At 72.1% G+C, this 26,260-nt stretch carries 24 protein-coding genes and 1 pseudogene; 10 read left to right on the top strand and 15 right to left on the bottom strand.

Translation table 11 applies throughout. The features are described 5' to 3' along the window. Positions 1 to 49: 49 nt before the first annotated feature. The 3 genes from N5I75_RS02255 to N5I75_RS02245 all read right to left on the bottom strand — a co-directional run bounded on the left by N5I75_RS02255 (position 50) and on the right by N5I75_RS02245 (position 2,708). Positions 50 to 1,192 carry a HAMP domain-containing sensor histidine kinase gene (locus tag N5I75_RS02255; protein ID WP_476673660.1) on the bottom strand — a complete coding sequence of 381 codons (1,143 nt, stop codon included), beginning with the start codon at positions 1,190 to 1,192 and terminating at the stop codon, positions 50 to 52. Then, positions 1,189 to 1,926 carry a response regulator transcription factor gene (locus tag N5I75_RS02250; protein ID WP_361064207.1) on the bottom strand — a complete coding sequence of 246 codons (738 nt, stop codon included), beginning with the start codon at positions 1,924 to 1,926 and terminating at the stop codon, positions 1,189 to 1,191. The genes N5I75_RS02255 and N5I75_RS02250 overlap by 4 nt, the downstream gene beginning before the upstream one ends. A gap of 95 nt (positions 1,927 to 2,021) precedes the next feature. After that, complete coding sequence (locus N5I75_RS02245; protein ID WP_476673657.1) at positions 2,022 to 2,708, bottom strand: spermidine synthase family protein; 687 nt, start codon at positions 2,706 to 2,708, stop codon at positions 2,022 to 2,024. Between the two features lie 147 nt (positions 2,709 to 2,855). Between N5I75_RS02245 and N5I75_RS02240 the strand changes: the two genes are divergently transcribed. Further along, a complete protein-coding gene (locus tag N5I75_RS02240; RefSeq protein WP_476673655.1) occupies positions 2,856 to 3,680 on the top strand; it encodes a rhomboid-like protein in 825 nt (274 codons plus the stop codon). Here N5I75_RS02240 and N5I75_RS02235 read toward each other — a convergent pair. Then, entirely contained in the window at positions 3,605 to 4,267 is a 663-nt protein-coding gene (locus tag N5I75_RS02235) for a GNAT family N-acetyltransferase (protein ID WP_476673653.1), read from the bottom strand. The two genes, N5I75_RS02240 and N5I75_RS02235, sit on opposite strands and share 76 nt — an antisense overlap. A 162-nt stretch (positions 4,268 to 4,429) precedes the next feature. Here N5I75_RS02235 and lon point away from each other — a divergent pair, with 162 nt between their 5' ends. Then, positions 4,430 to 6,847: an endopeptidase La gene (gene lon, locus N5I75_RS02230; protein WP_476673651.1), complete on the top strand. Its 2,418-nt coding sequence runs from the start codon at positions 4,430 to 4,432 to the stop codon at positions 6,845 to 6,847. 139 nt (positions 6,848 to 6,986) lie between these two features. Here lon and N5I75_RS02225 read toward each other — a convergent pair whose 3' ends face one another. After that, on the bottom strand, positions 6,987 to 7,808 hold the full coding sequence (locus N5I75_RS02225; protein ID WP_476673649.1) for a lysozyme: 822 nt from the start codon (positions 7,806 to 7,808) through the stop codon (positions 6,987 to 6,989). 312 nt (positions 7,809 to 8,120) lie between these two features. Between N5I75_RS02225 and N5I75_RS02220 the strand changes: the two genes are divergently transcribed. After that, complete coding sequence (locus N5I75_RS02220) at positions 8,121 to 8,621, top strand: MarR family winged helix-turn-helix transcriptional regulator (RefSeq protein WP_476673863.1); 501 nt, start codon at positions 8,121 to 8,123, stop codon at positions 8,619 to 8,621. A gap of 75 nt (positions 8,622 to 8,696) precedes the next feature. Here N5I75_RS02220 and N5I75_RS02215 read toward each other — a convergent pair whose 3' ends face one another. Continuing rightward, on the bottom strand, positions 8,697 to 9,485 hold the full coding sequence (locus N5I75_RS02215) for a protein phosphatase 2C domain-containing protein (RefSeq protein WP_476673647.1): 789 nt from the start codon (positions 9,483 to 9,485) through the stop codon (positions 8,697 to 8,699). 503 nt (positions 9,486 to 9,988) lie between these two features. On the opposite strand from N5I75_RS02215, the pseudogene N5I75_RS02210 reads away from it, so the two are divergent. From N5I75_RS02210 to N5I75_RS02185, 6 genes and pseudogenes are all read left to right on the top strand, one after another. Next, positions 9,989 to 12,873: pseudogene (locus N5I75_RS02210) on the top strand (sensor histidine kinase). Then, positions 12,870 to 13,082, top strand: a complete 213-nt coding sequence (locus N5I75_RS02205; protein WP_476673645.1) for a hypothetical protein — start codon at positions 12,870 to 12,872, stop codon at positions 13,080 to 13,082. Before N5I75_RS02210 ends, N5I75_RS02205 begins: the two are co-directional and overlap by 4 nt. Continuing rightward, positions 13,079 to 13,606 carry a roadblock/LC7 domain-containing protein gene (locus N5I75_RS02200; RefSeq protein ID WP_476673643.1) on the top strand — a complete coding sequence of 176 codons (528 nt, stop codon included), beginning with the start codon at positions 13,079 to 13,081 and terminating at the stop codon, positions 13,604 to 13,606. Before N5I75_RS02205 ends, N5I75_RS02200 begins: the two co-directional genes overlap by 4 nt. Continuing rightward, positions 13,603 to 14,007, top strand: a complete 405-nt coding sequence (locus N5I75_RS02195; protein WP_476673641.1) for a DUF742 domain-containing protein — start codon at positions 13,603 to 13,605, stop codon at positions 14,005 to 14,007. The genes N5I75_RS02200 and N5I75_RS02195 overlap by 4 nt, the downstream gene beginning before the upstream one ends. Then, positions 13,988 to 14,617: a GTP-binding protein gene (locus N5I75_RS02190; protein ID WP_476673640.1), complete on the top strand. Its 630-nt coding sequence runs from the start codon at positions 13,988 to 13,990 to the stop codon at positions 14,615 to 14,617. The genes N5I75_RS02195 and N5I75_RS02190 overlap by 20 nt, the downstream gene beginning before the upstream one ends. 49 nt (positions 14,618 to 14,666) lie before the next feature. Then, positions 14,667 to 15,917: a styrene monooxygenase/indole monooxygenase family protein gene (locus tag N5I75_RS02185; protein WP_476673638.1), complete on the top strand. Its 1,251-nt coding sequence runs from the start codon at positions 14,667 to 14,669 to the stop codon at positions 15,915 to 15,917. 5 nt (positions 15,918 to 15,922) lie between these two features. Here N5I75_RS02185 and N5I75_RS02180 read toward each other — a convergent pair whose 3' ends face one another. The 4 genes from N5I75_RS02180 to N5I75_RS02165 all read right to left on the bottom strand — a co-directional run bounded on the left by N5I75_RS02180 (position 15,923) and on the right by N5I75_RS02165 (position 19,301). Further along, entirely contained in the window at positions 15,923 to 17,068 is a 1,146-nt protein-coding gene (locus N5I75_RS02180) for a C40 family peptidase (RefSeq protein ID WP_476673636.1), read from the bottom strand. A 128-nt stretch (positions 17,069 to 17,196) separates the two neighbouring features. After that, complete coding sequence (locus N5I75_RS02175; protein ID WP_476673634.1) at positions 17,197 to 17,466, bottom strand: hypothetical protein; 270 nt, start codon at positions 17,464 to 17,466, stop codon at positions 17,197 to 17,199. A 130-nt stretch (positions 17,467 to 17,596) separates the two neighbouring features. Beyond that, a complete protein-coding gene (locus N5I75_RS02170) occupies positions 17,597 to 18,322 on the bottom strand; it encodes a TetR/AcrR family transcriptional regulator (RefSeq protein ID WP_476673632.1) in 726 nt (241 codons plus the stop codon). 40 nt (positions 18,323 to 18,362) lie between these two features. Then, positions 18,363 to 19,301: an AurF N-oxygenase family protein gene (locus N5I75_RS02165; RefSeq protein ID WP_476673630.1), complete on the bottom strand. Its 939-nt coding sequence runs from the start codon at positions 19,299 to 19,301 to the stop codon at positions 18,363 to 18,365. 129 nt (positions 19,302 to 19,430) lie between these two features. Between N5I75_RS02165 and N5I75_RS02160 the strand changes: the two genes are divergently transcribed. Continuing rightward, on the top strand, positions 19,431 to 20,537 hold the full coding sequence (locus tag N5I75_RS02160) for a ferritin-like domain-containing protein (RefSeq protein ID WP_476673628.1): 1,107 nt from the start codon (positions 19,431 to 19,433) through the stop codon (positions 20,535 to 20,537). 30 nt (positions 20,538 to 20,567) lie between these two features. On the opposite strand, the gene N5I75_RS02155 is transcribed toward N5I75_RS02160, so the two are convergent. The 5 genes from N5I75_RS02155 to N5I75_RS02135 all read right to left on the bottom strand — a co-directional run bounded on the left by N5I75_RS02155 (position 20,568) and on the right by N5I75_RS02135 (position 26,167). Then, entirely contained in the window at positions 20,568 to 22,040 is a 1,473-nt protein-coding gene (locus N5I75_RS02155) for a penicillin-binding transpeptidase domain-containing protein (RefSeq protein ID WP_476673626.1), read from the bottom strand. Then, positions 22,037 to 23,422, bottom strand: coding sequence for an FtsW/RodA/SpoVE family cell cycle protein (locus tag N5I75_RS02150; RefSeq protein ID WP_476673624.1), 1,386 nt, complete (start codon positions 23,420 to 23,422; stop codon positions 22,037 to 22,039). Before N5I75_RS02150 ends, N5I75_RS02155 begins: the two co-directional genes overlap by 4 nt. Positions 23,423 to 23,462: 40 nt before the next feature. Next, positions 23,463 to 23,942: an SH3 domain-containing protein gene (locus tag N5I75_RS02145; RefSeq protein WP_476673622.1), complete on the bottom strand. Its 480-nt coding sequence runs from the start codon at positions 23,940 to 23,942 to the stop codon at positions 23,463 to 23,465. Positions 23,943 to 24,101: 159 nt separating this feature from the next. Then, positions 24,102 to 25,406 carry an ATP-binding protein gene (locus N5I75_RS02140; RefSeq protein ID WP_476673620.1) on the bottom strand — a complete coding sequence of 435 codons (1,305 nt, stop codon included), beginning with the start codon at positions 25,404 to 25,406 and terminating at the stop codon, positions 24,102 to 24,104. After that, on the bottom strand, positions 25,403 to 26,167 hold the full coding sequence (locus N5I75_RS02135; protein WP_476673618.1) for a hypothetical protein: 765 nt from the start codon (positions 26,165 to 26,167) through the stop codon (positions 25,403 to 25,405). The genes N5I75_RS02140 and N5I75_RS02135 overlap by 4 nt, the downstream gene beginning before the upstream one ends. Positions 26,168 to 26,260: the final 93 nt, after the last annotated feature.

Genomic DNA, 26,260 nt, shown 5'->3' with positions numbered 1-26,260 from the left:
GCGCGCCGGGCGCGACTGGGCGCGGCTTGACCTCCGCCTGACCGGAACCCTACGTCAACTTTGCGGTCCCGGCCTGTCCCGGAAGGGTGACCCTGATCCGGCAGCCGCGCTCCGATTCGGCCACGCCGATCTTGCCGCCGTGCAGGTCCACGGCCCAGCGGGCGATGGCGAGGCCGAGACCCGTGCCACCGTCACCCTTGCCGTTCGCCGAGTGTCCGGCGTTGCCCCGGTTGAAACGCTCGAACACCCGGTGCCACTCCGACTCGGGTATCCCGGGCCCTTCGTCGAGCACTTCAAGGTCCAGGGACTCAGGGGTCAGCCCGCGTCGCGCGCGCACCGTGACGCGGCCGTGCGCCGGGGAGTGCTTCACCGCGTTGTCGATGAGATTCGCCACGACCTGGTGGATGCGTTCGGGGTCGGCGTGGGCCGTGAGTTCCGGCGGTGAGACGTCCAGGTGCAGATGGACGTCCGTACGCGTATGGGTGCCGGATCCCGAGGCGATGCCCGCGCGCTGCGAGACCGCCATGTTCGCCTCCTTGAGCACGCCCGACAGGTACGGCCAGACCTCGAAGCGGCGCGCCTTGAGCGGCACCACGCCGTTGTCCAGGCGGGACAGGTCCAGGAGGGTCTCGACGAGGCGGCCGAGCCGCTCCGTCTGTTTCAGGGCCGTGCGCATGGTCTCGGGGTCGGCGGCCATGACACCGTCCACCACGTTCTCCAGGACCGCGCGGAGCCCCGCGATGGGGGTGCGCAGCTCGTGCGAGACGTTGGCGACCAGCTCCTTGCGCTGCAGGTCCTGCGCGGCCAGCTCGTCGGCCATGCGGTTGATCGTCACCGCGAGGTCGCCCAGCTCGTCGCGGCGGTCCGCGCCGCGCACGCGGCGCGTGTAGTCGCCGTTGGAGATGGAGCGGGCCACCGTGTTCATCTCGTCCAGCGGCGCGGTGAGGCTGTGCGCCACGAACTGCGTGATGAGCAGCGTCGCGATGATCGAGAACACGGTGATGAAGCGCAGCTCCGTCGCCGTGTACATCGCGACCATGATCAGGCCCGTGGTGATGAAGACGGAGACGACGACGAGCGTGCCGAGCTTCGCCTTGACCGAGAAGGGGCGCAGACCGCCCGTCGCCCAGTGCGGGCCGAGGGGGTGCGGCCGCGCGGCGCGGGCGTGCGGTGTCCGGTCCCCGCCACTCATGGCGTCGGCGTCTCCAGGGCGTAGCCGACACCGTGCACGGTGCGGATGCGCTCGGCGCCGATCTTGCGGCGCAGCGCCTTGATGTGGCTGTCGACGGTACGGGTGCCGGAGGCGTCGGCCCAGTCCCAGACCTCGGCGAGCAGCTGCTCGCGGGAGAGGACCGCGCGCGGGGTGTTCGCCAGGCACACGAGCAGGTCGAACTCGGTCGGGGTGAGGTGCACGTCCTCGCTCCTGACCCGGACCCGGCGCTGCGCGTGGTCGATCTCCAGCTCGCCGAGGCGCAGGATGCCGCTGCGCGGCGTCGCGGCGGCGAGCGCCGCCCGCTCGACCCGGCGGAGCAGCACGTGGACCCGCGCGGCCAGCTCCCGCATGGAGAACGGCTTGGTCATGTAGTCGTCGGCGCCGACGCCGAGCCCGACGAGCATGTCCGTCTCGTCGTCCCGCGCGGTCAGCATCATGACCGGCACCGGCCGCTGCGCCTGCACGCGGCGGCAGACCTCGAGCCCGTCGAAGCCGGGCAGCATGATGTCGAGGATCAGCAGATCGGGCTGCCAGGCCTCCGCCGTGTCGACCGCCGAGGGGCCGTCCTGTGCGGTTTGCACGAGGAATCCCTCGGCCCGTAGCCGGGCGGCGATGGCGTCCACGATCGTGGGGTCGTCCTCGACGACCAGGACCCGGCGCTGGGCGCCCGGGGTCGCCGTGCTGCCGTTGTGGGAGGTGTGTGTCTGCTCCATCGCCCGCCCCTGAGTGCGCGCACCGTCCTGGCGCGCTTGACGCTTGAATGATCTGGGTTTCGGACGTCAGCGTACGGGGAGTTACCGCCGGTCGGCTACGCGGCCCGTACTGCGAGGTGCACCACGTCGGGTACGCCCCGGACAACGGGGATCTCTTCGGTGCGGACCGCCCGGAATCCGGCATTCCGCAAGGTTCCTTCGAAATTTGCGGACGGCTGTGCGGACCAGACGGCGAGCACGCCGCCGGGGTTGAGCCGGGCCCGGCAGGCCGCGAGTCCGGCGGGGGAGTAGAGGCTGCCGTTGTCCTCGGTGACGGTCCAGTCCGGGCCGTTGTCGATGTCCAGGCAGAGCGCGTCGTAGGGGGCGGGCGCCTCGTGCAGGTGCCGTACGAGGTCGGCCTCGACGATCTCCGTACGGGGGTCGGCGAGCGCCTCGGCGGAGAGCGGCCGGAGCGCTCCCTCGCGGTGCCAGTCGATGACCGCCCGCTCGCGCTCGATCACGGTGATGCGGCCCCAGCGGGGCTGTGCGGCGGCGCGGGCCAGGGAGAACCCGACGCCGAGTCCGCCGATGAGCAGGCTCGGGGCGGGGCGCTCGGGCGGCAGGGCGGCGAGCGCCGCGTCGACGAGGAGCCGCTCGGAGCGGCCGTCGGAGGTGTCCATCAGGAAGGTGCCGTTGGCGATGATCTGGAGCAGGTCGCCGTGGCGGCGCAGCACGACCTCCCCGTACGGGCCCGTACGGCGGTCCAGGACAGTGGGCTGTTCCGTGAGAATGCTGTCGGACATGTGGTCATTCTGGCGGGCCGCGATGGAGGGGAGTTCCGGGACAGGAGAGGAAAGGCGCGACCGGTGCGGACGCGAGCGAAGTCCATGAGGTTGCTGTGAAACCAGTCACATTTGAGGCCGTGGTGAAATCCGTAACGGGCGATAAGGGTGTCTCGCGTGAAACCGGGCGCGACAGCCGGCGACGGGACGACGCCCGTCGCCGAGACGCGGCCCCGGCCTGCGCTGATCGGTGTCCCGGCGCAGCCGGGACCGCCCGCCGCCGAGACCGCGCCGCGGCGCCCCGCGACGCGCCGCCGCCGGCTCCTGCGCCTGCTGCCGACCCCCACCGGCACGCCGTTCACCTTCACGTACCGCTCATCCTCGTCGGCACGTCGCTCTTCACGGAGTTCGCCGACCCGGACACGGTCGCCGGGCGCTCCGGGCGTCCAGCACCGATGTCACTCATCTTGCTCAGTCGCCGGTGCTCGGCTGACGGCCAGCGCGCTGTGGATCGTCGGGCATCGCCTCACCGTTCATGTCGCGTTCGTGGTCGTGCTGACCGCCCTCGAACGGCGCACGGGCGGCCTGCGCACCGCCGCCGTCTTCGTGCTCGGCCACGTCCTCGCCACCCTGGCCACCGAGGTCCCCGTCGGCCTGTCGGTGATGGTGGGCCACCTGCCCCACACGTCCCTGCACCGGCTCGACTACGGCGTCAGCTTCGGCCTCGCCGCCAGCATCGGGGCGCTCGCCGGGCTGCTCACGCCCTGGCCGCGCTACGCGGTGCTCCTCGTCTTCGGCGCGATGCTCGTCGGCGACCTGCTCTCGTTCAGCGACCCGATGACGAGCTGGGGCCACCTCTTCGCCCTGGCGGCCGGGATCGCCACCTGGCCACTGCTGCGCCGCCGCCGGAACCGCCGTCAGTCGGCGGCCTGCGCGCCCCCATGCTTCGCGTTGGTCAGCGGCGCGACGATGCGCCAGCCCACCGACTCGTAGAGCAGGCGCCCCTCCGGCGTGCACGCCAGGACCGCGCGGGTGGCGCCCTGGGCGTGGGCCGCCGCGTGCAGGACGCCCATGATCACGGTGCCGAGGCCCTTGCGGCGGTGGTGCTCGGAGGTCTCGATCTGGTCGACGGTCGCGCTCGCGCCGACGGGGGCGACCTGGCCCCGCGCGGCGAAGCCGCCGTCCGCGTCGGTGAGCAGCGCGCGCGTGACGCCGCCGCGGTTCCAGGTGTGCAGGCGGTACCCGGCGGGGGCGGTGGGCGCGCTGGTGGAGGTGAGGTCCTTCGTCATCAGGAAGTCGCCCGAGCCGTACGGCTCCCACGCGGGGCCGAGCCAGGGCAGGACGCGCTCCGGGTCGGCGAAGACTTTGAGGTGCCATGCGCGCGCGTGCGTCGACTCGGCGACCTTGCGCACGTCGTCCTCGCGGACGGCGTCGTTGACAGCGCCGATCACATGCCGGCCCGGCTGCTCCACCAGGCCCACATGGACCGTGTAGCCCCAGGGCTCGGTGAGCGGGGCGGAGGCGCCGCGGCTGACGACCCAGCCGTCGACCCAGTCCCGTACGTGATCGACGGCTGCCATGCGTTACCCCCTGTAATGGTTCCTCTTGACTTCCGCACCTTACTTACGTCGTTTTCCCTGGCGGCAGGGGCGATCGCTGAGAGCGAACACATACCGGGGAACATCCGGAGGCACCCAAGCATTGAGTCCACATAGCTCAACTTGAATGCCGAAGGGGAGATCATGGCTTCGACGTCCACACCGCTCACCTTGCCCGTGCTGCCGCTCGACGACGAGGTCGTGCTGCCCGGCATGGTCGTGCCCCTGGACCTGAACGACACGGACGTACGCGCCGCCGTGGAGGCCGCCCAGGCCGCCGCGCGCTCCGACGGCGACAGCAAGCCGAAGGTGCTGCTTGTTCCGCGGATCGACGGCACGTACGCGAACACCGGCGTGCTCGGCACCGTCGAGCAGGTGGGCCGGCTCGCCGACGGCGACCCCGGCGCCCTGATCCGCGGCCGCGGCCGCGTGCGCATCGGCGCGGGCACCACCGGGCCCGGCGCCGCCCTGTGGGTGGAGGGCCTGACCGTCGCGGAAGAGGTGCCGCAGCCACTGCCCGGCGCCGTCGCCGAGCTGGTCAAGGAGTACAAGGCGCTCGCCACGAACTGGCTGAAGAAGCGCGGCGCCTGGCAGGTCGTGGACCGCGTCCAGCAGATCGACGACGTGTCCGCGCTCGCCGACAACTCCGGCTACTCGCCGTTCCTCACCACCGACCAGAAGATCGAACTCCTGGAGACCGCCGACCCGGTCGCCCGCCTCAAGCTCGCCACCGAGCAGCTCCGCGAGCACCTCGCCGAGCAGGACGTCGCGGAGTCCATCGCCAAGGACGTCCAGGAAGGCGTCGACAAGCAGCAGCGCGAGTTCCTGCTGCGGCGCCAGCTGGACGCGGTCCGCAAGGAGCTGCGCGAGCTGAACGGCGAGGCCGAGGGCGAGGAGTCCGACGACTACCGCGCCCGCGTCGAGGCCGCCGACCTGCCCGAGAAGGTCCGCGAGGCCGCCCTCAAGGAGGTCGAGAAGCTGGAGCGGTCCAGCGACCAGTCCCCCGAGGGCTCGTGGATCCGCACCTGGCTCGACACGGTCCTCGAACTGCCGTGGAACGAGCACACCGAGGACGCCTACGACATCAAGGGCGCACAGCGGATCCTCGACGCCGAGCACGCGGGCCTCCAGGACGTGAAGGAGCGCATCACCGAGTACCTGGCCGTGCGCAAGCGGCGCAGTGACCGCGGGCTCGGGGTCGTCGGCGGCCGTCGCGGCGGTGCCGTGCTCGCCCTCGTCGGCCCGCCCGGCGTCGGCAAGACCTCGCTCGGCGAGTCCGTGGCGCACGCCATGGGCCGCAAGTTCGTCCGCGTCGCCCTCGGCGGCGTCCGCGACGAGGCGGAGATCCGCGGCCACCGCCGTACGTACGTGGGTGCCCTGCCGGGCCGCATCGTGCGGGCGATCAAGGAGGCCGGGTCGATGAACCCGGTGGTCCTGCTCGACGAGATCGACAAGGTCGGCTCCGACTTCCGCGGCGACCCGGCCGCGGCCCTGCTCGAAGTCCTCGACCCGGCGCAGAACCACACCTTCCGCGACCACTACCTGGAGGTCGAACTCGACCTCAGCGACGTGGTGTTCCTCGCGACGGCGAACGTGCTCGAAGCCATCCCCGAGGCGCTGCTCGACCGCATGGAGCTGGTCCGGCTCGACGGCTACACCGAGGACGAGAAGGTCGTCATCGCCCGCGACCACCTGCTCCCGCGCCAGCTGGAGCGGGCCGGACTGGCGAAGGACGAGGTCGTCATCGACGAGAGCGCGCTGCGCAAGCTCGCGGGCGAGTACACCCGCGAAGCCGGCGTCCGGAACCTGGAGCGCGCCGTGTCCCGGCTGCTCCGCAAGGTCGCGGCGCAGCACGAACTCGGCGAGCGCGAGCTGCCGTTCACGGTGACCGACGCCGACCTGCGCGACCTCATCGGGCGCCCGCACCACGTGCCCGAGTCGGCACAGGACCCGGCCGAACGGCGCACGGCGGTGCCGGGTGTCGCGACCGGACTCGCCGTGACCGGCGCCGGTGGTGACGTCCTCTTCGTCGAGGCGTCCCTCGCCGACCCGGAGACGGGTGCGGCGGGCCTGACCCTCACCGGTCAGCTCGGTGACGTGATGAAGGAGAGCGCGCAGATCGCCCTGTCGTTCCTGCGCTCCCACGGGGCCGAGCTGGAGCTGCCCGTCGCCGACCTGAAGGAGCGCGGCGTGCACATCCACTTCCCGGCGGGCGCCGTGCCCAAGGACGGGCCGAGCGCGGGCGTCACCATGACGACCGCCCTCGCCTCCCTGCTCAGCGGGCGTCTGGTCCGTACGGATGTGGCGATGACCGGGGAGGTCTCGCTGACCGGGCGGGTGCTGCCCATCGGCGGCGTCAAGCAGAAGCTGCTCGCCGCGCACCGGGCCGGGATCACCACGGTGATCATCCCGAAGCGGAACGAGGCGGACCTCGACGATGTCCCCGCCGAGGTCCTGGAGAAGCTCGATGTGCACCCGGTGACGGATGTGCGGCAGGTGCTCGAACTGGCCCTCGCTCCCGCCTCCGCCTCGGCGGACCTGGAGGTTCCGGTCGCGGCGTGACGGGCGCGGCCGGATGGTGAAGGCCCGGGGTTCCATTTGCGAGCCCCGGGTCTTCGCGTGCCGTCACGGGGCTCTGCCCCGGGCCCCGGTCCTCAATCGCCGGACGGGCTTGAGTGTGGCGGACGTGGCGTTTAAGGGCTCAACCGTTCGCCAGGGCCTGGACTCGGTCGAGGGCGCCGTTGAACTTGTTGTGGTCGCCGACCGTCGGGCCGCTCGACGTGTACTGCCAGATCGTCTGGAAGCTCCAGCCCGCGGGCAGCGTGCCCACCGTGGAGGCGTAGCGGGCGATCCACAGCGGGTTCGTCGAGCCGAACGCGCTGGAGTTGCCGGTGCACTGGGTCCACCAGCTCGTCGCCGTGTAGATCACGGCGTCGCGGCCGGTGCGCGCCTTGTACTGGTTCACGAAGTCGCGGATCCACGTCACCATGCCGGCGGCCGTCTTGCCGTAGCAGGCGGCGCCGTACGGGTTCCACTCGATGTCGAGCACGCCGGGCAGCGTCCTGCCGTCCTTGGACCAGCCGCCGCCGTGGTCCACGAAGTAGTTGGCCTGCGTGGCGCCGTTCGTGGTGTCGGGGGTCGCGAAGTGGTAGGCGCCGCGGATCATGCCCACGTTGTACGAGCCGTTGTACTGCTGCGCGAAGTACGGGTTCGTGTAGTACGTGCCTTCGGTGGCCTTGGTGTAGGCCCACTTCACGCCGCTGTTCCACAGGGTCGACCAGGCCACGTTGCCCTGGTGGCTGCTGACGTCGACGCCCTCCGTCTGGGTGGCGCGGCCGATCGGGCCCTGGCCGGTGTCGCCGTCGTGCGCGGCGACGCCCATGCCCAGGTGGGCCGTGCCGCGGGCGGGCACATCGGCGGCCTGTGCGGCGTTCGGCAGGGCGAAGAGGAGGGAGAGCGCGGCGAACAAGGCGCCGGTGGCGACGGTTCTGCGCTTGCGGGATCCGGGTCTGTGCACGGGCATTGCATGCCTCCATGAAGGCCGTGGGGGACCAGCGAGGCGCCGGTCGGGGACCTGTGCCGGGTGTGCGACCTCTCGGCATGTCACAGGTGGGGATGGCACCGTGGACGTCCGTGTACGTCACTGACCTGGACGCCGCTGGTGTGGACATGCCATGCACGACGCTACGCATGTAGACCCGGGGGAGGGAAGAGGGTCCGGATGCCGCCGTTGGTCTACTCCTGCGAAATACTGACGGAGCTGCGGTGATTGCCGCGATTGGCGAAAACTTTCAGAACTGGGAAACCCGGGGAAACTCTGGCCATGGGTGCTGACGTGCACGAAGACGGGAACGGGGAGCGGCGCGCCGCCGAACGCGGCGGGAATTCCGCGCCGGGGCGAAATGGTGTGGACCAGGAATTCCTCGCACTGGAACGGGAGTTGACCGTCTTCCTGCGCCGCGCCCGCGCCTCCTCCGGCGAGATGGCCCGCGAGGTCCATCCCGATCTGGAGCCGGCCGCGTACGGGCTCCTCGTGCGCCTTGAGGAGTGCGGGGCGCAGCGGGCCACCGAGCTCGCCGCGTACATCGGGGTCGGCAAGGCGACGATGAGCCGGCAGTTGCGCGCCCTCGAGGAGCTGGGATTCGTCTCCCGGGAGCCCGATCCCGCCGACGGGCGCGCCTGGCTCGTCTCGCTCACCGAGCGCGGGCGGGTTGATTTCGGGCGGGTTCGGGATGCCCGGCGTGAGCGGTATGTGCGGCAGCTTGCCGGGTGGGATCGGGTGGAGGTGGCTGAGCTTGCCCGGCTGCTGCATCAGTTGAATGCCGGGGCGGAGTAGTTCGGGTTTGTCGGGCGCACCGTCACGGGGCTCCGCCCCGGGCCCCGCTCCTCAATCGCCGGAGGGGCTGACATGTCACAACTCGGCGTATACCAGGGTGGCGTCGTCATGGAGCTTGCTGCGGCGCAGGTATGTACGGGACTCCGCGTCCGCGTCCTCCAGTGCCCGGACCCGGGCCACTGTCGCCTCCGCGCCCTCCTTGCGTACGAGCGCGAACAAGGCGGGCCAGTCGCCCTCCTTGAACTTCTCCACCCAGCGCGTCACCCCGTCGGTCATCGCCGCCAGCGCTCGGACCTCGGAGCGGGGGAGGGTGCCGGTGACGGCGCGGGTCGCCACCGTCGGGTCTGCCGCGGCCGTGAAGAAGCCGCCCTCCTTGTTGCGTGCGGTCGCGTCGGCCACCGCGTCGGAGACGAGGTTCGCTCGGGGCACCCGGTCCAGGCGGTCGTCGAGCAGGGCCGTCACCGTGCCGTCCGGCGCCTCGACCAGGAGTGCGGAGTCCGACAGCACCAGGTGGGCGACGCGCTCCGCGTCCCAGCGGGCCAGTACGACGGTTGCCTGAGGCGTGCGCGGGTGAGAAAGGTCACAGGTCGCGCGGTGTGCGTCGGCGGTGCGCGCGAGCGCCGCCGCGAGGATGTCACGCAACGTCATATCCAGGCGCGAAGCGGACAGTTCGGCGAGTGCGCCACCCAGGCGGGACGTGAACCAATGGACGGAATGCAGACAACCGTCGTCGCCGGTCGGAGGGGTGACACCGTCCAGGACGACCAGGGTGCCGCCCTGTCCGGAGGCCGGAACCGCGACCGACGCGTAGTCCTCGTTCGGGCGGTCCTGGGTGCCGGGTTCGGTGGCCAGTTCGATGCGCATTCGGCCAGTCTGCCCGAGGGGTGCGATGGCGCGCCGTGAGCGCGGGGTTCGGGGCGTACGGGCAGGTCGGGCGGGTGTTTTGGGGCGGAATGATCGGCTCCGTCGGAGCGTGGCGGGGCATCTTTTCAAAGCCTGTGGGAGACGTCCAACCGGCGCACCGCCGGGGCCCCGACACGGTGCCCGGGGAACTTGCTCCTCAACTCCCGCTCGATGTTCACTCCTTCGGGTGGCGGGCAAGGTGATGTGCGCCCCCTGCTCACGGGCACTGGAATGGTCGGGAGCCATGCCAGAGGGGCGCGTGGGTTGTCGGACCGTCACCTGCGCCCATGGGTAGGACGAGTCAGGAATGCGAGCACCAGGTGCGGAACACCTCCGGCAGTGACGTGGCCAGCGGGACGGGTGGGCCGGAGGGTGCGGGTGGCTTGGAATCGGCCCCCTCTGTGACGGAAGCGGCCGCGTCCTCGGCCTCGGGCCGGGCGTCTGAGGAATCGGTCCGGCCGGGTGTGAAGCAGCCCGGCCCCGCGACCGCCGTGCCCGTCGGCAAGGGCAAGCGGGCCCGGGTGCGGAACCGGCTCATCATCGCCGTGGCTGTCGTGGCCGCCGCCGTCGTCGGTGCCGGGGCGCCCGCCCTCCTCACCGCCTCCGGACGCGTGTCCGAGTCCCAGGGGCTCGTGGACGACGCGGAGCGGACCCAGCGCGCCGTCGCCCTGTCGCACGCGCTCTCCGACGAACGCGACGAGGTCAGCGCCTTCATCGCCGCCGGACGTCCCAAGGGGAAGGGGCTGAGCGAGCAGCGCAGCGCCCGGGTCGACCGGCAGGTCGAGGAGTTGCGGACCGACGCCGAGGGGTCGCTGCGGCGCACCGTCGACGACATCGCCGCCGTCCGGCGCGCCGCCCTCACCGGCAAGGGCACCGCCCTGGAGGCCCACACCTCGTACTCCGAGGCCATCACGGAGCTGCACCGGCTCGCCGAGGAGCTGGCCGACGCGATGCCGCCCCGCGCGGGTGCCGGCGCGCACGCGCTCGCCGACCTCGACCGCGCCGTCGACCAGGCCTCCGCCGCCCGCGGGCTGCTGCTCGCCGCGTACGCCGTCCCCGAGTCCTCCACCACGACGACCATCGACCCGATCACGGGGCTGCCCACCACCGTCCGGAACACCGACTCGCCCGAGAGCAAGCAGCGCGACGGGCTGAGCGCCGCCGCCCAGCGGGCCCGCGTCCGCGAACAGGCCGCTCTCGACGACTTCCGGGACTCCGCCCCGGCCGCGTCCGTCTCCGCGTACGACTCCACCGTCACCGGCGCCGACATCGAGAAGGCCGACACGTACCTGGCCCGGCTGACGGACGCGCCGACGCTCTCCGAGGACGAGCTGGGGTACAACGCCAAGAACGTCGACGCCGCGCTCACCGCCCGGATCGACGCGATGCGGGGCGCCGAGTCCGCGCTCGGTGACCAGCGCGTCAAGAGCCTGGAGCGGCTGCGCGACGACGACGTCGACGACCTGGAGATCCGGATCGCCCTCGTCGGCGTCTGCCTGCTCGTGGCGCTCGGTTTCGCGATGGGCGCGGCGCGGTCGCTGACGCGGCCGCTCGCGGTGGTCCGGATCGGGTCCGCGCGGGTCGCCGAGTCCCCGGCGACCGAGGAGCCGGTCAAGTTCACCGGGCGCAACGACGAGTTCGCCCAGGTCGTCCGCTCGGTCAACGCCCTCCACGCGCACGCCGTCGCCCTCCACGAGCGGCAGGGGACCCTGGAGGCCGACCGCAAGCACCTCGTGGGCGAGCGCCAGCGCATGGCCGACGACCGGGACAAGCTCCGCGCCGAACTGGCGGACGCGACAGCTCAGTTGGAGCGGGCCAAGCACTCCATCAACGGGACCTTCGTCAACCTCGCGCTGCGCACCCTCGGGCTCGTCGAGCGCCAGCTCGGCATCATCGAGAGCCTGGAGGACCGCGAGCAGGACCCGAGCAGCTCGCCACCCTCTTCAAGCTCGACCACTTCGCGACCGTCATGCGGCGCCACAGCGAGAACCTCCTCGTGCTCGCCGGCGCCGAGCACGGGCAGCAGCACGCCGGGTCCGTGCCGCTCGTCGACGTGCTGCGCGCCGCCGTCTCCGAGATCGAGCGGTACGAGCGGGTCCGGATCGCCGCGCTGCCGCCGCACGCGCACATCGCCGGGTTCGCGGCGGACGACCTGAGCCATCTCGTGGCCGAGCTCCTGGAGAACGCCACCTCGTTCTCGCCGCCCGACGCCGCCGTCGAGGTCTCCGCCTGGCTCCTGGAGAACGGCGAGGTCATGCTCTCCGTCCAGGACGAGGGCATCGGCATCGCCGACGACAAGCTGCGCGAGCTGAACGGGCGCCTCTCGGAGTTCTCCGCCGACCAGACCCACGACCCCGAGGACTCCGACGGGCTCGGCCTCGGCCTCTACGTCGTCGCCCGCCTCGCGGCGCGGCACGGCGTACGGGTCCGCTTGCGCGAGCAGAAGCAGGGCGGGGTCGCGGCGGTCGTCGTCCTCCCCACCGCGCTCCTCGCCGCCGTCCCCGCGGTGGCGGCACCCCCGCCGGTCCCGGTCCCGGGCGGCGCCCCGGCGGTCCACCTCCCCGGCTCGGAGGCGGAGGCCAACTCCAACGTCCTGAACGGCCGTCAGGTGAGCGCCGACCCGGAGCAGGCACCCGTGGCCGACCCGGAGCAGGCGTCCGCCGCCGACCTGGAGCAGGGCTCGGACGACGGTTCCGGTCCGGACACAGGCGGTGCCTCCGCACCGGACGGGCCCGCACCGGACGGGCCCGTGCCGGACCCGGTCGACACCGCCGACCGGGCTCGGGCCACCGCGGCCCAGGGCATAGCGGACCCGCTCATCGAGGCCGCCGAGGAGGCCGTGCGGGAGGCGGGGCTCGACTCCGGCGCCCAGGGCGGCGACGAGGACGCCGCGCAGGCCGAACCCCGGGTCGCCCGTGGACCCGAGTCCGAGTCCGAGTCCGAGACCACGATGGAGCTCCTCGCCCCGCCCCCGCCGGAGACCCCTGCGCCCCTGCGCGAGCAGGACGCCGAGCCCGCGCGCGGGCAAAACGCCGCACTCGCGTCGCCGCGCGCCCAAAACCCCGCGCCCCAGCGCGAGCAGGACGCCGAGCTCACGCCGCCGCGCGCCCAAAACCCCGCGCCCCAGCGCGAGCAGGCACCCGCGCCCGCCCAGGACCCGAGCGACCAGCTCCCCGGGCCAGCCCAGGACCAGGACCCCGCGTCCACGCAGACCCCCGCCCCCGGCACTGGCACCCGCACCCCGGACGATCCCCCCGCCGACCCCCCGGAGGGCCACGTTCCGGCCCCCCGCCCCCGCGCTGGGAGCGCGTCACCGACAAGGGGCTGCCCAAGCGGACCCCGAAGGTGAGCGCGCCGGCCGCCGTCGCGAAGCCGCGTACGGGGGCCGTCGACGCGGACGCGCTGCGCCGCAGGCTCGGCGGGTTCCACAGTGGCGCCCAGAAGGGCCGCCGCGCCGTGGAGGCCGAGATCGAGGACGGGGCGCCCGCGACCCGGGCCGGGACCCGGGAACGTTTCGCAGAAGCCAAGGGGGACACAGCCGAGGAGGCAAGCAGTTGACTGCGCCCACCCCTGCACTCAACAACCCCGCGCTCAGCAGCGAGGCACGCAATCTGCACTGGCTGCTGACCAATCTCGTAGAGGAGGTGCCAGGGCTGCTCTCCGTCGCGGTCGTCTCGTCCGACGGGCTGCTCCTGCTCTCCTCCGACCCCGGGAGGAACACCGAGGCCCCCGTCGACCGCACCGGCGGCCCGAAGGGCTCCAGCGCCGACCTGGCCACCATCGTCTCCGGCGTCGGCTCCCTGACCATCGGCGCCGCGAAGCTGATGGACGGCGGCGGCGTCAAGCAGACCATGGTCGCGATGGAGGACGGCAGCCTCTTCGTCATGTCCATCAGCGACGGCTCCCTGCTCGGCGTGCACGCCACCCCGGACTGCGACATGAGCGTCGTCGCGTACCACATGGCGCTGTTCGTGGGCCGCGCCGGACACGTCCTGACGCCCGAACTCCGCAGCGAGCTGCGCCAGTCCATGGAGCAGAACCAGGGCGACCAGAGTCATCAGAGCGGAGAGAGCACCCGGTGACCAGCCCCAAACTCCCCGTACGCGGCGCCGACCGCAAACCGGCCCGTGTACGCCCCTACTCCCTGACCGGCGGCCGCACCCGCTTCGGCCACGTCCTCCTCGTGGAGACGTTCATCGCGAGCACCGCCGCGATCGAGGGCCCGGACGAGCGCCTCGAAATAGGGAAGGGAACGCTCGCGGGCGTCATGCCCGAGATGCGCGCCATCGTCGCGCTGTGCCGCCGCATGCGCACGGTCGCCGAGATCGCCGCGCTGTTGAAGATGCCCCTGGGCGTGGTCCGCGTCCTGCTGAGCGACCTCGCCGACCAGGGAAAGATCCGCGTGTACGGAACCGGTCACGGCCCGGGACAGCCGGACCGCGCGCTGCTCGAAAGGGTGCTGAGTGGACTCCGCCGTCTCTGACCTCCTCGCCGGTCTGCCCGGCGAGGAGGAGCAGCTGCAGCCCTGGCAGACGGACACCACCCGGGCCCCCGTCGCCACGAAGATCGTGGTGGCGGGCGGCTTCGGCGTCGGCAAGACGACCCTGGTCACCGCCGTCTCCGAGATCGAGCCCCTCCAGACGGAGGCGCTGATGACGCGGGCGAGCGAGGACACCGACGACCTCTCCGCGACGCCGGACAAGACGACCACGACCGTCGCCATGGACTTCGGCCGCCTCACGCTCGACGACGATCTGGTCCTGTACCTGTTCGGCACGCCGGGGCAGGACCGTTTCTGGTTCATGTGGGACGACCTGGTGCGCGGCGCGATCGGCGCCGTCGTCCTCGCCGACACCCGCAGGCTGGACGACTGCTTCCCGGCCCTCGACTACTTCGAGAGCTGCGGACTGCCGTACGTCGTGGCCGTCAACCACTTCGACGGGACCGAGGAGTACGAGGAGGAGGACGTGCGCGAGGCCTTGACGGTGCCGTCGCACGTACCCGTACTGATCATGGACGCGCGCCGCCGGATATCGGCGATCGAGACCCTGCTCGCCCTGGTCGGCCACGCCCTGGACGTCACCCCCGAGTGACCCCGAACTCCCGTCCCCCTACTCATCAGTGATCAGTTAGAGGCAGCGTATGTCGCGGAAGATACTCGTCGTCGGAGCCGGCCAGTCCGGTCTCCAGCTCGCCCTGGGCCTGCAGTCCCACGGCTACGAGGTCACCCTGATGTCCAACCGCACCGCCGACGAGATCCGCTCCGGCCGGGTCATGTCGACGCAGTGCATGTTCCACACCGCGCTCCAGCACGAGCGCGACCTCCAGCTCAACTTCTGGGAGTCGCAGGCGCCGAAGATCGAGGGCCTCGGCGTCTCCGTCGCCGCGCCCGGCTCCTTCGACCCGGGCCCCTCGCAGCGCGCCATCGACTGGGTCGGCAGGCTCGACGGCTTCGCGCAATCCGTCGACCAGCGCGTGAAGATGGCCGGCTGGATGGAGACGTTCGCGCAGCGCGGCGGCCAGCTCGTCATCCACGGCGCCGCCGTCTCCGACCTGGACTACTTCTCGCGCACCTACGACCTGGTGCTCGTCTCGGCGGGCAAGGGCGAACTCGTCTCGATGTTCGGCCGCGACGCCTCCCGCTCCCCGTACAGCGAGCCGCAGCGCGCCCTCGCGGTGGCGTACGTGCACGGGCTCGACGTCCGCCCCGAGCACCCGGACTTCGACGCCGTCCGCTGCAACCTCGTACCCGGCGTCGGCGAGCTGTTCATCATGCCGACGCTGACGACGTCCGGCCGCGCCGACATCCTCTTCTGGGAGGGCGTCCCCGGTGGCCCGCTCGACGTGTTCAAGGGTGTCAAGGACCCCTCCAAGCACCTGGCGCTGACGCTCGAACTGATGGAGAGGTTCGTGCCCTGGGAGTACGCGCGCGCCACGAAGGTCGAGCTGACCGACGCCAACGGCACTCTCGCCGGGCGCTACGCCCCGACCGTCCGCAACCCCATCGGGCGGCTGCCCGGCGGCGGCGCGGTCCTCGGCGTCGCCGACGTGGTCGTGGCCAACGACCCGATCACCGGGCAGGGCTCCAACTCGGCGTCCAAGTGCGCGGCCTCGTACCTGGCGTCCATCGTCGAGCGCGCCGACCAGCCGTTCGACGAGGAGTGGATGCAGTCGGCGTTCGACCGGTACTGGGAGACCGCGCAGCACGTCACGAAGTGGACGAACGCGATGCTCGGCGCCCCGCCGGAGCACGTCCTCAACCTGATCGGCGCGGCCGGTCAGCTCCAGCCGGTCGCCGACCGTTTCGCGAACGGGTTCAACAACCCGGCCGACTTCGAGAACTTCTTCTACGAGCCGGAGAAGACGGCCGCGTACCTGGCCTCGGTGAGCTGAGCCGGTCAGCCGCCGGCGTCACCCGTGTCATAGCCCGCGTCATAGCCCGTGTCGTCGCCCGCTGTCGCTCCGCGCGGCAGCGGCGGCGGCCGGTACCCGGTCATCGCCTTGGCCTCCGGGTCCGGGCGGACCGCCCCGAGCACCGGGTTCGCCGCGATCGGCGACACCTTCACCCGGGACCCGGGCCGCGGCGCCTGCACCACCTGCCCCTTGCCGAGGTACAGGGCGACGTGCGTGGCCTTGCGGAAGTAGACGACGAGGTCGCCGGGGCGCAGCCGGTCCATCGCCACCTTCGGCAGATTCGCCCACTGCTGCTGCGAGGTGCGCGGGATCTTCCGCCCCGCGTGCGCCCACGCCTGCGAGGTGAGCCCCGAGCAGTCGAACGACTCCGGTCCCTCCGCGCCCCACACGTACGGCTTCCCGACCTGTCGCAGGGCGTACGCGAGCGCCGCCCCGCCCGCCTTCGACGGCGCCCGCCCGACCGAGCTGAGCGCTCCGGAAGCCATGAACGCCCGCTGCGCGACCGCGGTCCCGGCGTCCTCCAGACGGCTCACCTCGGCGAGCTGCTCGGGGGTGAGGGACGCGAGGAGCTCCTCCACCTCGCGGAGCCGCCCCCGCACCGCGTCCCGGTCCTTCTTCCGCGCGTCCGCGAGCCGCAGCTGCTCGTCGAGCGCGGCCCGCGCCTGCGTGGCGAGCGTGTCGGCCTTCTTCTCGTCGCCGGTCAGCCGGTCGACGGTGGCCATCCGGTCCCGGGCGGCCCGCAGGACGACATGGCCCTGGTCGAGCGCGTGCTGCGGGTCACGGGCGAGGAGCAGCCGTACGTACGGGGAGATGTCGCTGCGCCCCTGGTACTGCTCCCGCGCGAGCCGCCCGGCCGCGAGACGGCTGCCGTGCAGCGAGCCCCGCGCGGCGGCCAGTTCCTCGGCGAGCGACTCGGCCCGCGTCCGCCGCTCCCTCAGCTCCTCCTCGGTGGCGTTGTACGCCTCGGTGGCCTCCTCGGCCTGCCGGTACAGGCCCCGCAGCTCCGTCAGCAGCCCGGCGACGGACGGCTCCCCACCCGGCGGCCCCGGCACCGCGCCCGCGGTACCCGGCGCGAGGACCGCCCCCATGACGGCCACCGCGCACACCCCGCGCACCACTCTGCCCGACACCTCATCACCTCCGGCGCGGACCGCCCTGCGCGCCCCGCACCGTGAACATCACAGCCCCCGCCCGTCCCTACGCGCGGGGCTGCGCGGTTCGGCCCAACGACACCACTCCTGCGGGCGGGCGGCGCCCCTCACGCCCCCGACCTCGACCAGGGCCACCGCACGCTCCGCCGCACCTTCCCGTCGGGCACGAACGCGTACCGCCACTTCTGCACGAGCCGCACGGCCTTCCCGTCGGGCACGGGCTCACGCACGTACACGAGCACGGTGTCGGGCCCACCACCCGCGTCCGGCACGGGCACCTTGTACACCTTGGGCGGGTTCCCGGTGGCGGTCACCAGAACGGGCAGCGACCGCCCGTCGAGGGGCCCGCCGACAAAGGGGATGTCTTCGCTCTTCACGCCACCAGTGTCACCGCTTTCACGCCATCGGCGTCACAGCGGGCGGCCCCCGGTGTCACCGCGGGCGCATGCACACCGCGTCACGGCATGCGCATGCACACCGCGTCGCCGCAGGCGCACGCCACCTGCGTCACAGCAGATGCACCGCCCCGCTCACCACCGGCAGCACGCGCCGCGCCAGATGGCCCACCGGGCCGTCCGGCTCCTCCATGTCGAGGGCGCGGCGGACGACCTCGGCGGTCTGGGGGTCGCGGGTCGCCGTGGCCGTGAGGGCCGCCATGAACTGGTCGACGAGGCCGTCGCGCAGCTCGCTCAGCGGGGGCTGCTTGCCCTCGTCGAGCCAGATCAGGGACGCCGCCTCGACGGCGGTGATCCACATGCGGACCGTCATCCGGAGGCGCGGGCCCGGTTCCGTCGCCAGGAGGTGGCTGAGGATGTGGTGGGCGGCGGCGCGCCGGACGCCGTCCACGATCGCCGTCGTACGGGAGGTCTCGACGACGCTGCCGCCCTGGAGCAGCGCCGCGAACCCCATGTCGTGCCCGTCGACGAAGGCCAGGTAGCGGTCGAGCGCGCGGGCGAGGCGAGCCGTCAGCGGGCCCTCGGCGGGCTCGGCGAAGCACCCCTCAAGGACGTCGGCGGCGGAGCGCAGCGCGGCCTCGTACAACTGCTGCTTGCCGCCGGGGAAGTAGCGGTAGACGAGCGGCCGGGAGACGCCCGCCGCCTCGGCCACGTCGTCGAGCGAGACCTCCTCGGGTGCCCGGTGCGCGAAGAGCGAGAGGGCCGTCTCGAGGAGTTGCGCGCGCCGTTCCCCGACGCTGAGCCGTCTGTAGGCGGGCGTGCCCGTTGCCGACGTCATGCCCGGAAGAGTAGCCGTCACCTGGTCCGTCCCGTCAGGCTCAGGCGAGGAGCCCGGACGACCGCCACATGCGGCGGCCCACGCCGCGCAGCACGCCGATGTCGTCGAGGAAGTCGGTGAGCCGCTTCGCGCCGGTCTGCATGATCTCGCGGCGGTGCCCGCTCGCCTTGACCTGCGCGACGGCCTCCCGCCGGTCGAGTCCGACGTTCGTGTAGACCTCGGGGTTGATGAACGCCTCCGAGAAGACGCGCGCGAACTCACCCGAGGTGAGCCGCGTGAACTCCTGCGACCAGCGCGGCGCCGTCACCATCTGGCGCCGCAACTCCTCACGCGCGTACCGGACATGCCGCGCCTCCTCGACCACGTGGATGCGGGTGACGCCGCGGATGAGCGTCTGCACGCGCTCGTCCGGGAAGGTCAGGCGCTGCATCCAGTCGAGTATCTCCTCGCCGAGCAGCGTCGCCGTGAACGATCCCGGCGTCGTGGAGATCGTCTTGAACAGGCGGCCCAGCGCGTGGTGGACGGGCGCCACGGGGTAGTACGGGGTCTCGCCGCGGGTGATCAGCCGCGCGAACATCTTGGAGTGCCGGCACTCGTCCTCGATCTCGGTGAGCGCGTACCGGACGTGCTGGCTCGTCGCCGCTTTGTCGTAGACGTGCCGCACGAGGAGCTGCATCAGAATCAGCTCGAACCAGATGCCGAGGGAGGCGAGCGCCGCCGCCTCGTGCCGGGACAGGTCGATGCGCTGCTGCTCGCTCATCCGGCGCCACAGCGGCGTGTCGTACAGGGAGACCAGCTCTGGCGGCCAGAACCACTTGCCGTCCTCGAAGGGGGCGTCCCAGTCCAGCTCCTTGTCGGGGTCGAAGGAGTGCTTGGCGGAGGAGTCGAGCAGCCGCTCGGCCACCTGCTCGCGGTCCTTGAGCAGACCGAGCGCGTCCCGCAGTCCGTCCACCGCGTCCGCATCCGTCATGGTGGTCATCGCCGAACTCCCTGTTCCCTGATCCGCTTCCCGGTGTGCCCGTCTTATGAGACTGCGCGTCAGTAAGCACGTCAATCCCTCCCGCACGACTTGTTGACCCCGCGTACAACACCGTGTGAGCCTGCCGGTATGTCGACGCACGAGCTGTACACCAGGGCCCCGAGCGAGCCCAACTGGCAGATACCGTCGGCCAGTTCGGCCCGCATGAGCTGGGAATACGACGACGGGCGCGACCGCCTGCTCGCCCTGTACCAGAAGGGCAAGGACAAGCAGTGGGACGGCGCCAAACGCATCGACTGGGAGCTGGAGGTCGACCCCTACGACCCCCTCGGCACCCCGGACGAGGCGATGTCCCTGTACGGCACGCCCCACTGGGCGAAGATGACCGAGAAGGACAAGGGCGAACTGCGCAAGCATTACGCCTCCTGGCAGTTCAGCCAGTTCCTGCACGGGGAGCAGGGCGCGATGGTGTGCGCGGCGCGCATCGTCGAGTCCGTCCCCGACCTCGACGCCAAGCTCTACTCGGCGACACAGACCATGGACGAGGCGCGGCACGCCGAGATCTACGGCCGCTTCCTGCACGAGAAGATCGGGATGCTCTACCCGATCAACGACAACCTCCAGGCCCTCCTCGGCGACACCCTCCGTGACTCCCGCTGGGACATGCCCTACCTCGGCATGCAGGTCCTCATCGAAGGGCTCGCGCTCGCCGCGTTCGGCCTGATCCGCGACACCACCGACAAGCCGCTGCCCAAGCAGATCCTCGCCTATGTGATGCAGGACGAGGCCCGCCACGTCGCCTTCGGGCGGATGGCGCTGCGCGACTACTACAAGCAGCTCACCGACGCCGAACTGCGCGAACGCGAGGAGTTCGTCATCGAGGGCTGCTACCTGATGCGCGACCGGCTGCGCGGTGAAGAGGTCCTGGCGGACTTCGGCATCCCGAAGGCGCAGGCGGTGGAGTACTCCGAGCAGTCCGAGTTCCTGGCGATCTTCCGCCAGTTGCTGTTCTCGCGGATCGTGCCCTGCGTCAAGGACATCGGCCTGTGGGGTCCGCGCCTCCAGCAGGCCTACGTCGACATGGGCGTCTTCGAGATGGGCAACTCCAACCTCGACGCGCTCATGAACGAGGACGAGGAGATCGCCGAGAAGCTGGACGCGGACCGGTTCGCGGCCGAAGAGCAGGGGCGGGTCGCGGAGGTGCAGGAGGCGATCAGGGCGGGCGCGGAGGGCTGAGCCCTGAGGGCAGCGATGGACCGGGACCGGTCAGCCGTCCCCGGTGTCGAGCACCGCCCGCATCACCGACCGCGCGATCGGCGCCGCGCTGCCGCCGCCGCTGATGTCCGCGCGGTCCGCCGCCGCGTCCTCCACCACCACGGCGACCGCCACCTGCGGCGTGGACGCGTCGGCGGCCTGCGCGTAGGAGATGAACCAGGCGTAGGGCACGCCCTCGTTGCGCACGCCGTTCTGCGCGGTGCCCGTCTTGCCGCCCACGGTCGCCCCGGGGATCCGCGCGTTGGTGCCGGTGCCCTTGGTCACGACATCGACCATCATCTGCTGGAGCCGGCTCGCCGTGTACGCCGACATGACCTGCTTGTAGGTCTTGCCGGACGTGGTGCGCACGGGGGAACCGTCGCTCGCCGTCGCCTTCCCGACGAGGTACGGGGACATCAGCGTCCCCCCGTTGGCGACGGCCGCCGCGACCATCGCCATCTGCAGCGGGGTGGCCCGGGTGTCGTACTGCCCGATGGAGGAGAGCGCGAGCTGCGCCTTGTTCATGCCGGTGTCGAAGTTCGACGCGGCGACGCTCATCGGGATGCGGATCCCGCTGTCGTTGAAGCCGAACTTCCGCGCCGTCCGCACCATGCCGGAGAGCCCCACCTTCACCCCGAGCCTGGCGAAGACGGTGTTGCAGGACCACCGCAGCGCGTACTCCAGGGTCGCGTCCTCGCAGTCGTCGGACGAGGACTCGTTGGTCAGCCGGGTCGTGGTGCCCGGCAGCGTGTAGGGGGAGGGCGTGTCGGTCTTCTCGTCGGGGGAGTCGACGACCCGGTTGTCGAGCACCGCCGCCGCCGTGACCACCTTGAACGTCGAACCCGGCGGATACGTCTGCCGGATCGCCCGGTTCAGCATCGGCTGGTCCGGATCGCCGGTGAGCCGCGCCCACGCGCCGGTCGAGGCCCGCCCGGTCCCCGCGATCTCCGCGGGGTCGTACGAGGGCGTGGAGACCAGCGCGAGGATCTTCCCGCTCGACGGATCGACCGCCGCGACGGCGCCCTTCTTGCCGCCGAGCCCCGCGTACGCGGCCTGCTGCGCGGCGGGCAGCAGGGTCGTCTCCGCGTCGCCGCCGGCCTGCTGCGAGCGGGTGATCTCGTTCCAGAACGGGATCGGCGCGAGCAGCGGATCGGTGCCGGACAGGATGCCGTCCTCGGCGTTCTCCACGAACGTCGTGCCGTACGTCTGCGACGCGTACCCGGTGACGGGCGCGTAGAGCGGCCCGTTCTTGTACGTCCGCTCGTACCGCAGCGGCTGCCCGGTGTCCCTCGACCCCGTGATGCTCTTCCCCCGTACGAGGATGTCGCCGCGGGGCTGGCTGTACCGGGTGATGGTGGGGCGGCGGTTGGCGGCGTTGTCGTCGAGGGCGGACGCCTGGAAGATCTGCACCCGGGCCGCGTTGACGAGCAGCGCGGCGAGGAGGAGCAGGCAGAAGGCGGCGGCGTGCCGGATGTACCTGGTCACCGGGCGCCCTCCGCCGGGCCGCCGCTCCTGGCCCGGTCGCTGACCCGGACCAGGAGGGCGACGATGATCCAGTTGGTGACGAGCGACGAGCCGCCCTGCGCGAGGAACGGCATCGCCATGCCCGTCAGCGGGATCAGACCCATGACACCGCCCGCGATGACGAAGACCTGGAGCGCGACGATCGAGGCGAGGCCGATGGCGAGCAGCCGGCCGAACGGGTCGCGCAGGGCGAGCCCGGCCCGGTAGCCGCGCTCCACGAGCAGCGCGTAGAGCAGGAAGATCGCGGTCAGTCCCACCAGACCCAGTTCCTCGCCCGCCGTCGCCAGGATGAAGTCGGACTTGGCGGCGAACCCGATGAGGATCGAGTGCCCGAGCCCGAGCCCGGTGCCGAGCATCCCGCCCGCCGCGAACGCGAACAGCGACTGGGCGAGCTGGCCGGGACCGTTCCCCGCGTCGACGGAGGCGAAGGGGTGCAGCCAGTCCTCGACGCGGCCGTGCACATGCGGCTCGAAGGAGGCGACGACGAACGCGCCCGCCGCGGCGAGCAGCAGCCCGATGGCGATCCAGCTGACCCGGCCCGTGGCCACGTAGAGCATGACGATGAAGAGACCGAAGAACAGCAGCGAGGTCCCGAGGTCGGTCTCCAGGATGAGCACACCGACGCTGAGCAGCCAGATCGCGAGGATCGGCGCGAAGACGCGCATCGTCGGCAGTTGCAGCAGCCACAGCTTCTTGCCGGTGTAGCGCAGGGCGGTGCGGTTGGCGGCGAGGTAGCTGGCGAAGAAGACCGCGAGCAGGATCTTGGCGAACTCGCCCGGCTGGATGGAGAACCCGCCGATCCGGAGCCAGATCCGGGCCCCGTTCACGGCCGGGAAGAAGATCGGCAGGATCATCAGGGCGAGCGCCACGACGACGCTCAGGTACGCGTACCGCTGGAGCACCCGGTGATCGCGCAGCAGAAGGACGCAGACGATGAACAGGCCCACGCCGAGCGTCGACCAGACGAGCTGGGTGAACGCCGCCTCGTCGCCCGGGGTCGACAGGTCGAGGCGGTAGATGAGGACGAGGCCGAGCCCGTTCAGGAGCACCGCGATGGGAAGCAGCAGCGGATCCGCGTACGGGGCCCGGAGCCGGACGGCGACATGCGCGAGCAGCGCGAGCACGCCGAGCCCGGCGCCGTAACCGGCGGCGCCGGGCGGGAGAGTGCCGTTGCGGGCGAGGCCCACGTCGCAGTAGCCGTACACGCTGAGCAGCACGGCGAGGACGAGCAGGGCGAGTTCGGTGCCGCGGCGCCGGGGGACGCGTACGGCGGGAACCGGCGGCGGCCCGGCCTCCGGTCTCGCCGGCCCCGCCGGTCCTGCTGATCCCGGTGAACCGGTCATGCGGGGAACGTAGCAAGCCGGTCCGCGATATCCGCTTATGTCAGCACCAGCGGGGCGCGGCGCCGATGTTGTCGATGTACTTCGCGGCGCCCCAGGCCCAGGTGCCGTCGGTCAGCAGGTACCAGAGGCGGTTGCCGCCCACGTCCTGCCCGCGCGTCTTGCAGTTGATGTGCACGATCGCCCGGTACGGCGCCGAACGGATCACCTTGCTGCCCCGGGTCGGCGAGTCACGCAGCAGGAGGCCGGACCTGGCGGTGATGCGGCCCTTGTAGACGGGGGAGTGGCCCTGCTTCGCCTCCTGCTGCTTCTTCTGAGCGAGCGTCAGCTTCGGTTCCGGCTCCGGCTTCGGCTTCGTGTTCGGCTTCTGTGCCTGCTGTTGCTGTTGCTGCTGCTCCTGCTTCTGCTCCGGCTTTCCGCCCGGGGTGCCGTCGGCGAGGGCGGGGGACGCGGCGGCCGCGGTCAGGGACAACGCGGCGAACGCGACGGCGAGTCTCTGTACCTGCGTCTTCTGTACGTGCATGGAGGCCTCCTGGGACGTGCGGACGTGCGAACGTGCGGACAGGGCCGGCCCGGCGCCTTGGCCCCGCCTCATACCTAAGGGGCGGCACGCGGATGCGCACGGCGACGGCCGCCGGAGGGGTGAGGAGACCGCCGCAGGAGTGAGCGGCACGGGCCCTGTTCAGCCGACGGGCTCGTCGTAGGGGAGGGTCAGCGTCGCGAGCGCGCCACCGCCCGGAGCGTTCGTGAAGGCCAGCCGGGCGCCGAGGATCTCGGCCTGGCCGCGCGCGATGGTCAGCCCGAGACCGTGCCCCTTCGTACCGCCCTCGGTACGGAAACGCTGCGGCCCGTGCTCCACCAGGTAGTCCGGGTAGCCGTCGCCGTGGTCGCGGACGCTGATCACCGGTCCTTCGACGGTCAGCTCGACGGGCGGCGCGCCGTGCCGGTGCGCGTTCGCGACGAGGTTGCCGAGGACGCGCTCCAGGCGCCGCCGGTCGGTCACCACGCACACGTCGCGGACGATGACGACGGAGGGCGTCTTGGTGGGCGCCGTGGTGGGCGTCGTGGCGGCCGTCGTGGTGGCGCGCACGACCCGTTCGGCGACCGGCCCCAGCCATGTCGCGTCGAGATCGACCCGCTCGCTGCGCGCGTCGAGCCGGGAGATCTCCAAGAGGTCCTCGGTGAGCGTGCGCAGCGCGGCGACCCGGTCGCGCACCAGCTCGGTGGGGCGGCCGGGAGGCAGCAGTTCGGCGGCGGCGTGCAGCCCGGTCAGCGGCGTACGCAGCTCATGGGCGACGTCCGCCGTGAACCGCTGCTCGGTGAGGATGCGGGCCTGCAACGACGACGCCATGCGGTCCAGCGCCCCGGCCACCGCGGCGACCTCGTCCTGGTGGCGGTGCGGGTCGCGGGTCCGCGGATCGTTGACCCGGGCGTCGAGGGCGCCCGCGCTGATCTTCCGGGCGACCCGCGCCGTGGTGTGCAGGCGCCGCGTCACCCGGGTCACCGCGAACGCGCCGACCAGGAGCGTCGCCCCGATGGCCAGCGCCGACGAGCCGAGGATCGCCCGGTCGAGCCCGTCGATGGTGCGGGCCCCCTGCGCGTAGTCGACCTGCACCGCGAGCGCCTTGCCGCCCGCCGCCGGGCCCGCCGCCCACATCGTCGGGCGCGACTCGTACCGGGCGACCATCGTGCCGCGCTGCCCGCTCACCGCGAGCTCCCGCAGCGACGCGGGCAGGCCCGGCGGATCGAGCGCCGCGCCCGGCACCTGCCGCCCGCCCGCCTGGAACGCGGCCGTCGCCTCGTCGAGCCGCGACAACGCCCGCTCCCGCGCCTCCCGCACCGTCTGCTCGGTGACCGAGACGTGCACGAGGATGCCGAGCAGCGCGGCGAGCGCACAGCAGATCACCGCGAGGAACGCGACGGCCTTCCAGGTCAGGGACGCCGTCCACGCGGGCAGCGCGGTAAGGCGCGGGGCGCGGCGCGTCACGAGGGGCTCGCGGAGGGGCGCGCCGAAGGGCTTGCCGAGGGGCTTGCCGAGGGGGTTCCCGGACGGGTGGCGTCCCCGGACGGCGTCTCCGGCACGGGTGTCTTCGGCGGCCCCGTCCGCACGATCTCGTCGCGGGTCGGCAGCATCGCCCGCTGGTGGCTGTCGTACGACCAGGAGGTCCGGTACTCGTAGCCAGCGAGGTCGGCGACGGCGCGGACGACGACGCTTCGGTCGGCGAGCTGGACGCTGATGACGGCGTCCTCGTCGTCCATGATCTGGGTCAGCTTGCCGTCCGCGTACATGTAGACCCGCACGAAAAGCTGCCCCTTGGGGGCGCGCACACCGACGACCATGTCCTCGCGGCCGTTGCCGGTGAGGTCGGAGTAGTAGGCGTGGAGGACGGGGCAGGTGGTGCTGTCATGCCCGGATGCGCCACAGGTGGCGAGCCCTTCCGCGATGTCCTTGTACGCGTCCGGGTCGGCGTCCGCCTGCGCGCGGACGACCGTCACCGGGTCCACCTTGCGGAGGTCGCCGCCCGGCACGTCGACGCCCTTCACCACCTCGGTCTCGCCGGCCCCGTAGTCGTCGGCGGGCGCGGACGCGGGGGTGAGTGTCGGCCACAGGTCGCGGGGCCCCACCGCCGTCGGGGCCGGACCCGCGCCTTCGAGCCCGCCGGCGTCGCCGCACCCCGCGAGCAGCGGCAGGGCGGCCGACACGGCGAGGGCCGTGAGGGCGGTGGGACCGGGGCGCCTGGGCGGCACTGCACTCCTGCCTAGCGGATGAGGGTGATGTCGTGGCGGATGAGGGCGAGGGTGATGTCGTAGCGGATGAGGGTGATGTCGTCCAGTACACCT

It is taken from the genome of Streptomyces sp. R818, from assembly GCF_056172735.1.
The sequence above is the reverse complement of the archived record's forward strand: the minus strand, read 5'-3'. Positions and strand labels throughout refer to the sequence as shown.

Coding starts and splice junctions, on each gene's coding strand:
- N5I75_RS02150 (WP_476673624.1), bottom strand. CDS start 23,422: ATGACCGGTTCACCGGGATCAGCAGGACCGGCGGGGCCGGCGAGACCG.
- N5I75_RS02165 (WP_476673630.1), bottom strand. CDS start 19,301: ATGACCACCATGACGGATGCGGACGCGGTGGACGGACTGCGGGACGCG.
- N5I75_RS02250 (WP_361064207.1), bottom strand. CDS start 1,926: ATGGAGCAGACACACACCTCCCACAACGGCAGCACGGCGACCCCGGGC.
- N5I75_RS02185 (WP_476673638.1), top strand. CDS start 14,667: ATGTCGCGGAAGATACTCGTCGTCGGAGCCGGCCAGTCCGGTCTCCAG.
- N5I75_RS02160 (WP_476673628.1), top strand. CDS start 19,431: ATGTCGACGCACGAGCTGTACACCAGGGCCCCGAGCGAGCCCAACTGG.
- N5I75_RS02225 (WP_476673649.1), bottom strand. CDS start 7,808: ATGCCCGTGCACAGACCCGGATCCCGCAAGCGCAGAACCGTCGCCACC.
- lon (WP_476673651.1), top strand. CDS start 4,430: ATGGCTTCGACGTCCACACCGCTCACCTTGCCCGTGCTGCCGCTCGAC.
- N5I75_RS02255 (WP_476673660.1), bottom strand. CDS start 1,192: ATGAGTGGCGGGGACCGGACACCGCACGCCCGCGCCGCGCGGCCGCAC.
- N5I75_RS02235 (WP_476673653.1), bottom strand. CDS start 4,267: ATGGCAGCCGTCGATCACGTACGGGACTGGGTCGACGGCTGGGTCGTC.
- N5I75_RS02215 (WP_476673647.1), bottom strand. CDS start 9,485: ATGCGCATCGAACTGGCCACCGAACCCGGCACCCAGGACCGCCCGAAC.
- N5I75_RS02145 (WP_476673622.1), bottom strand. CDS start 23,942: ATGCACGTACAGAAGACGCAGGTACAGAGACTCGCCGTCGCGTTCGCC.
- N5I75_RS02170 (WP_476673632.1), bottom strand. CDS start 18,322: ATGACGTCGGCAACGGGCACGCCCGCCTACAGACGGCTCAGCGTCGGG.
- N5I75_RS02245 (WP_476673657.1), bottom strand. CDS start 2,708: ATGTCCGACAGCATTCTCACGGAACAGCCCACTGTCCTGGACCGCCGT.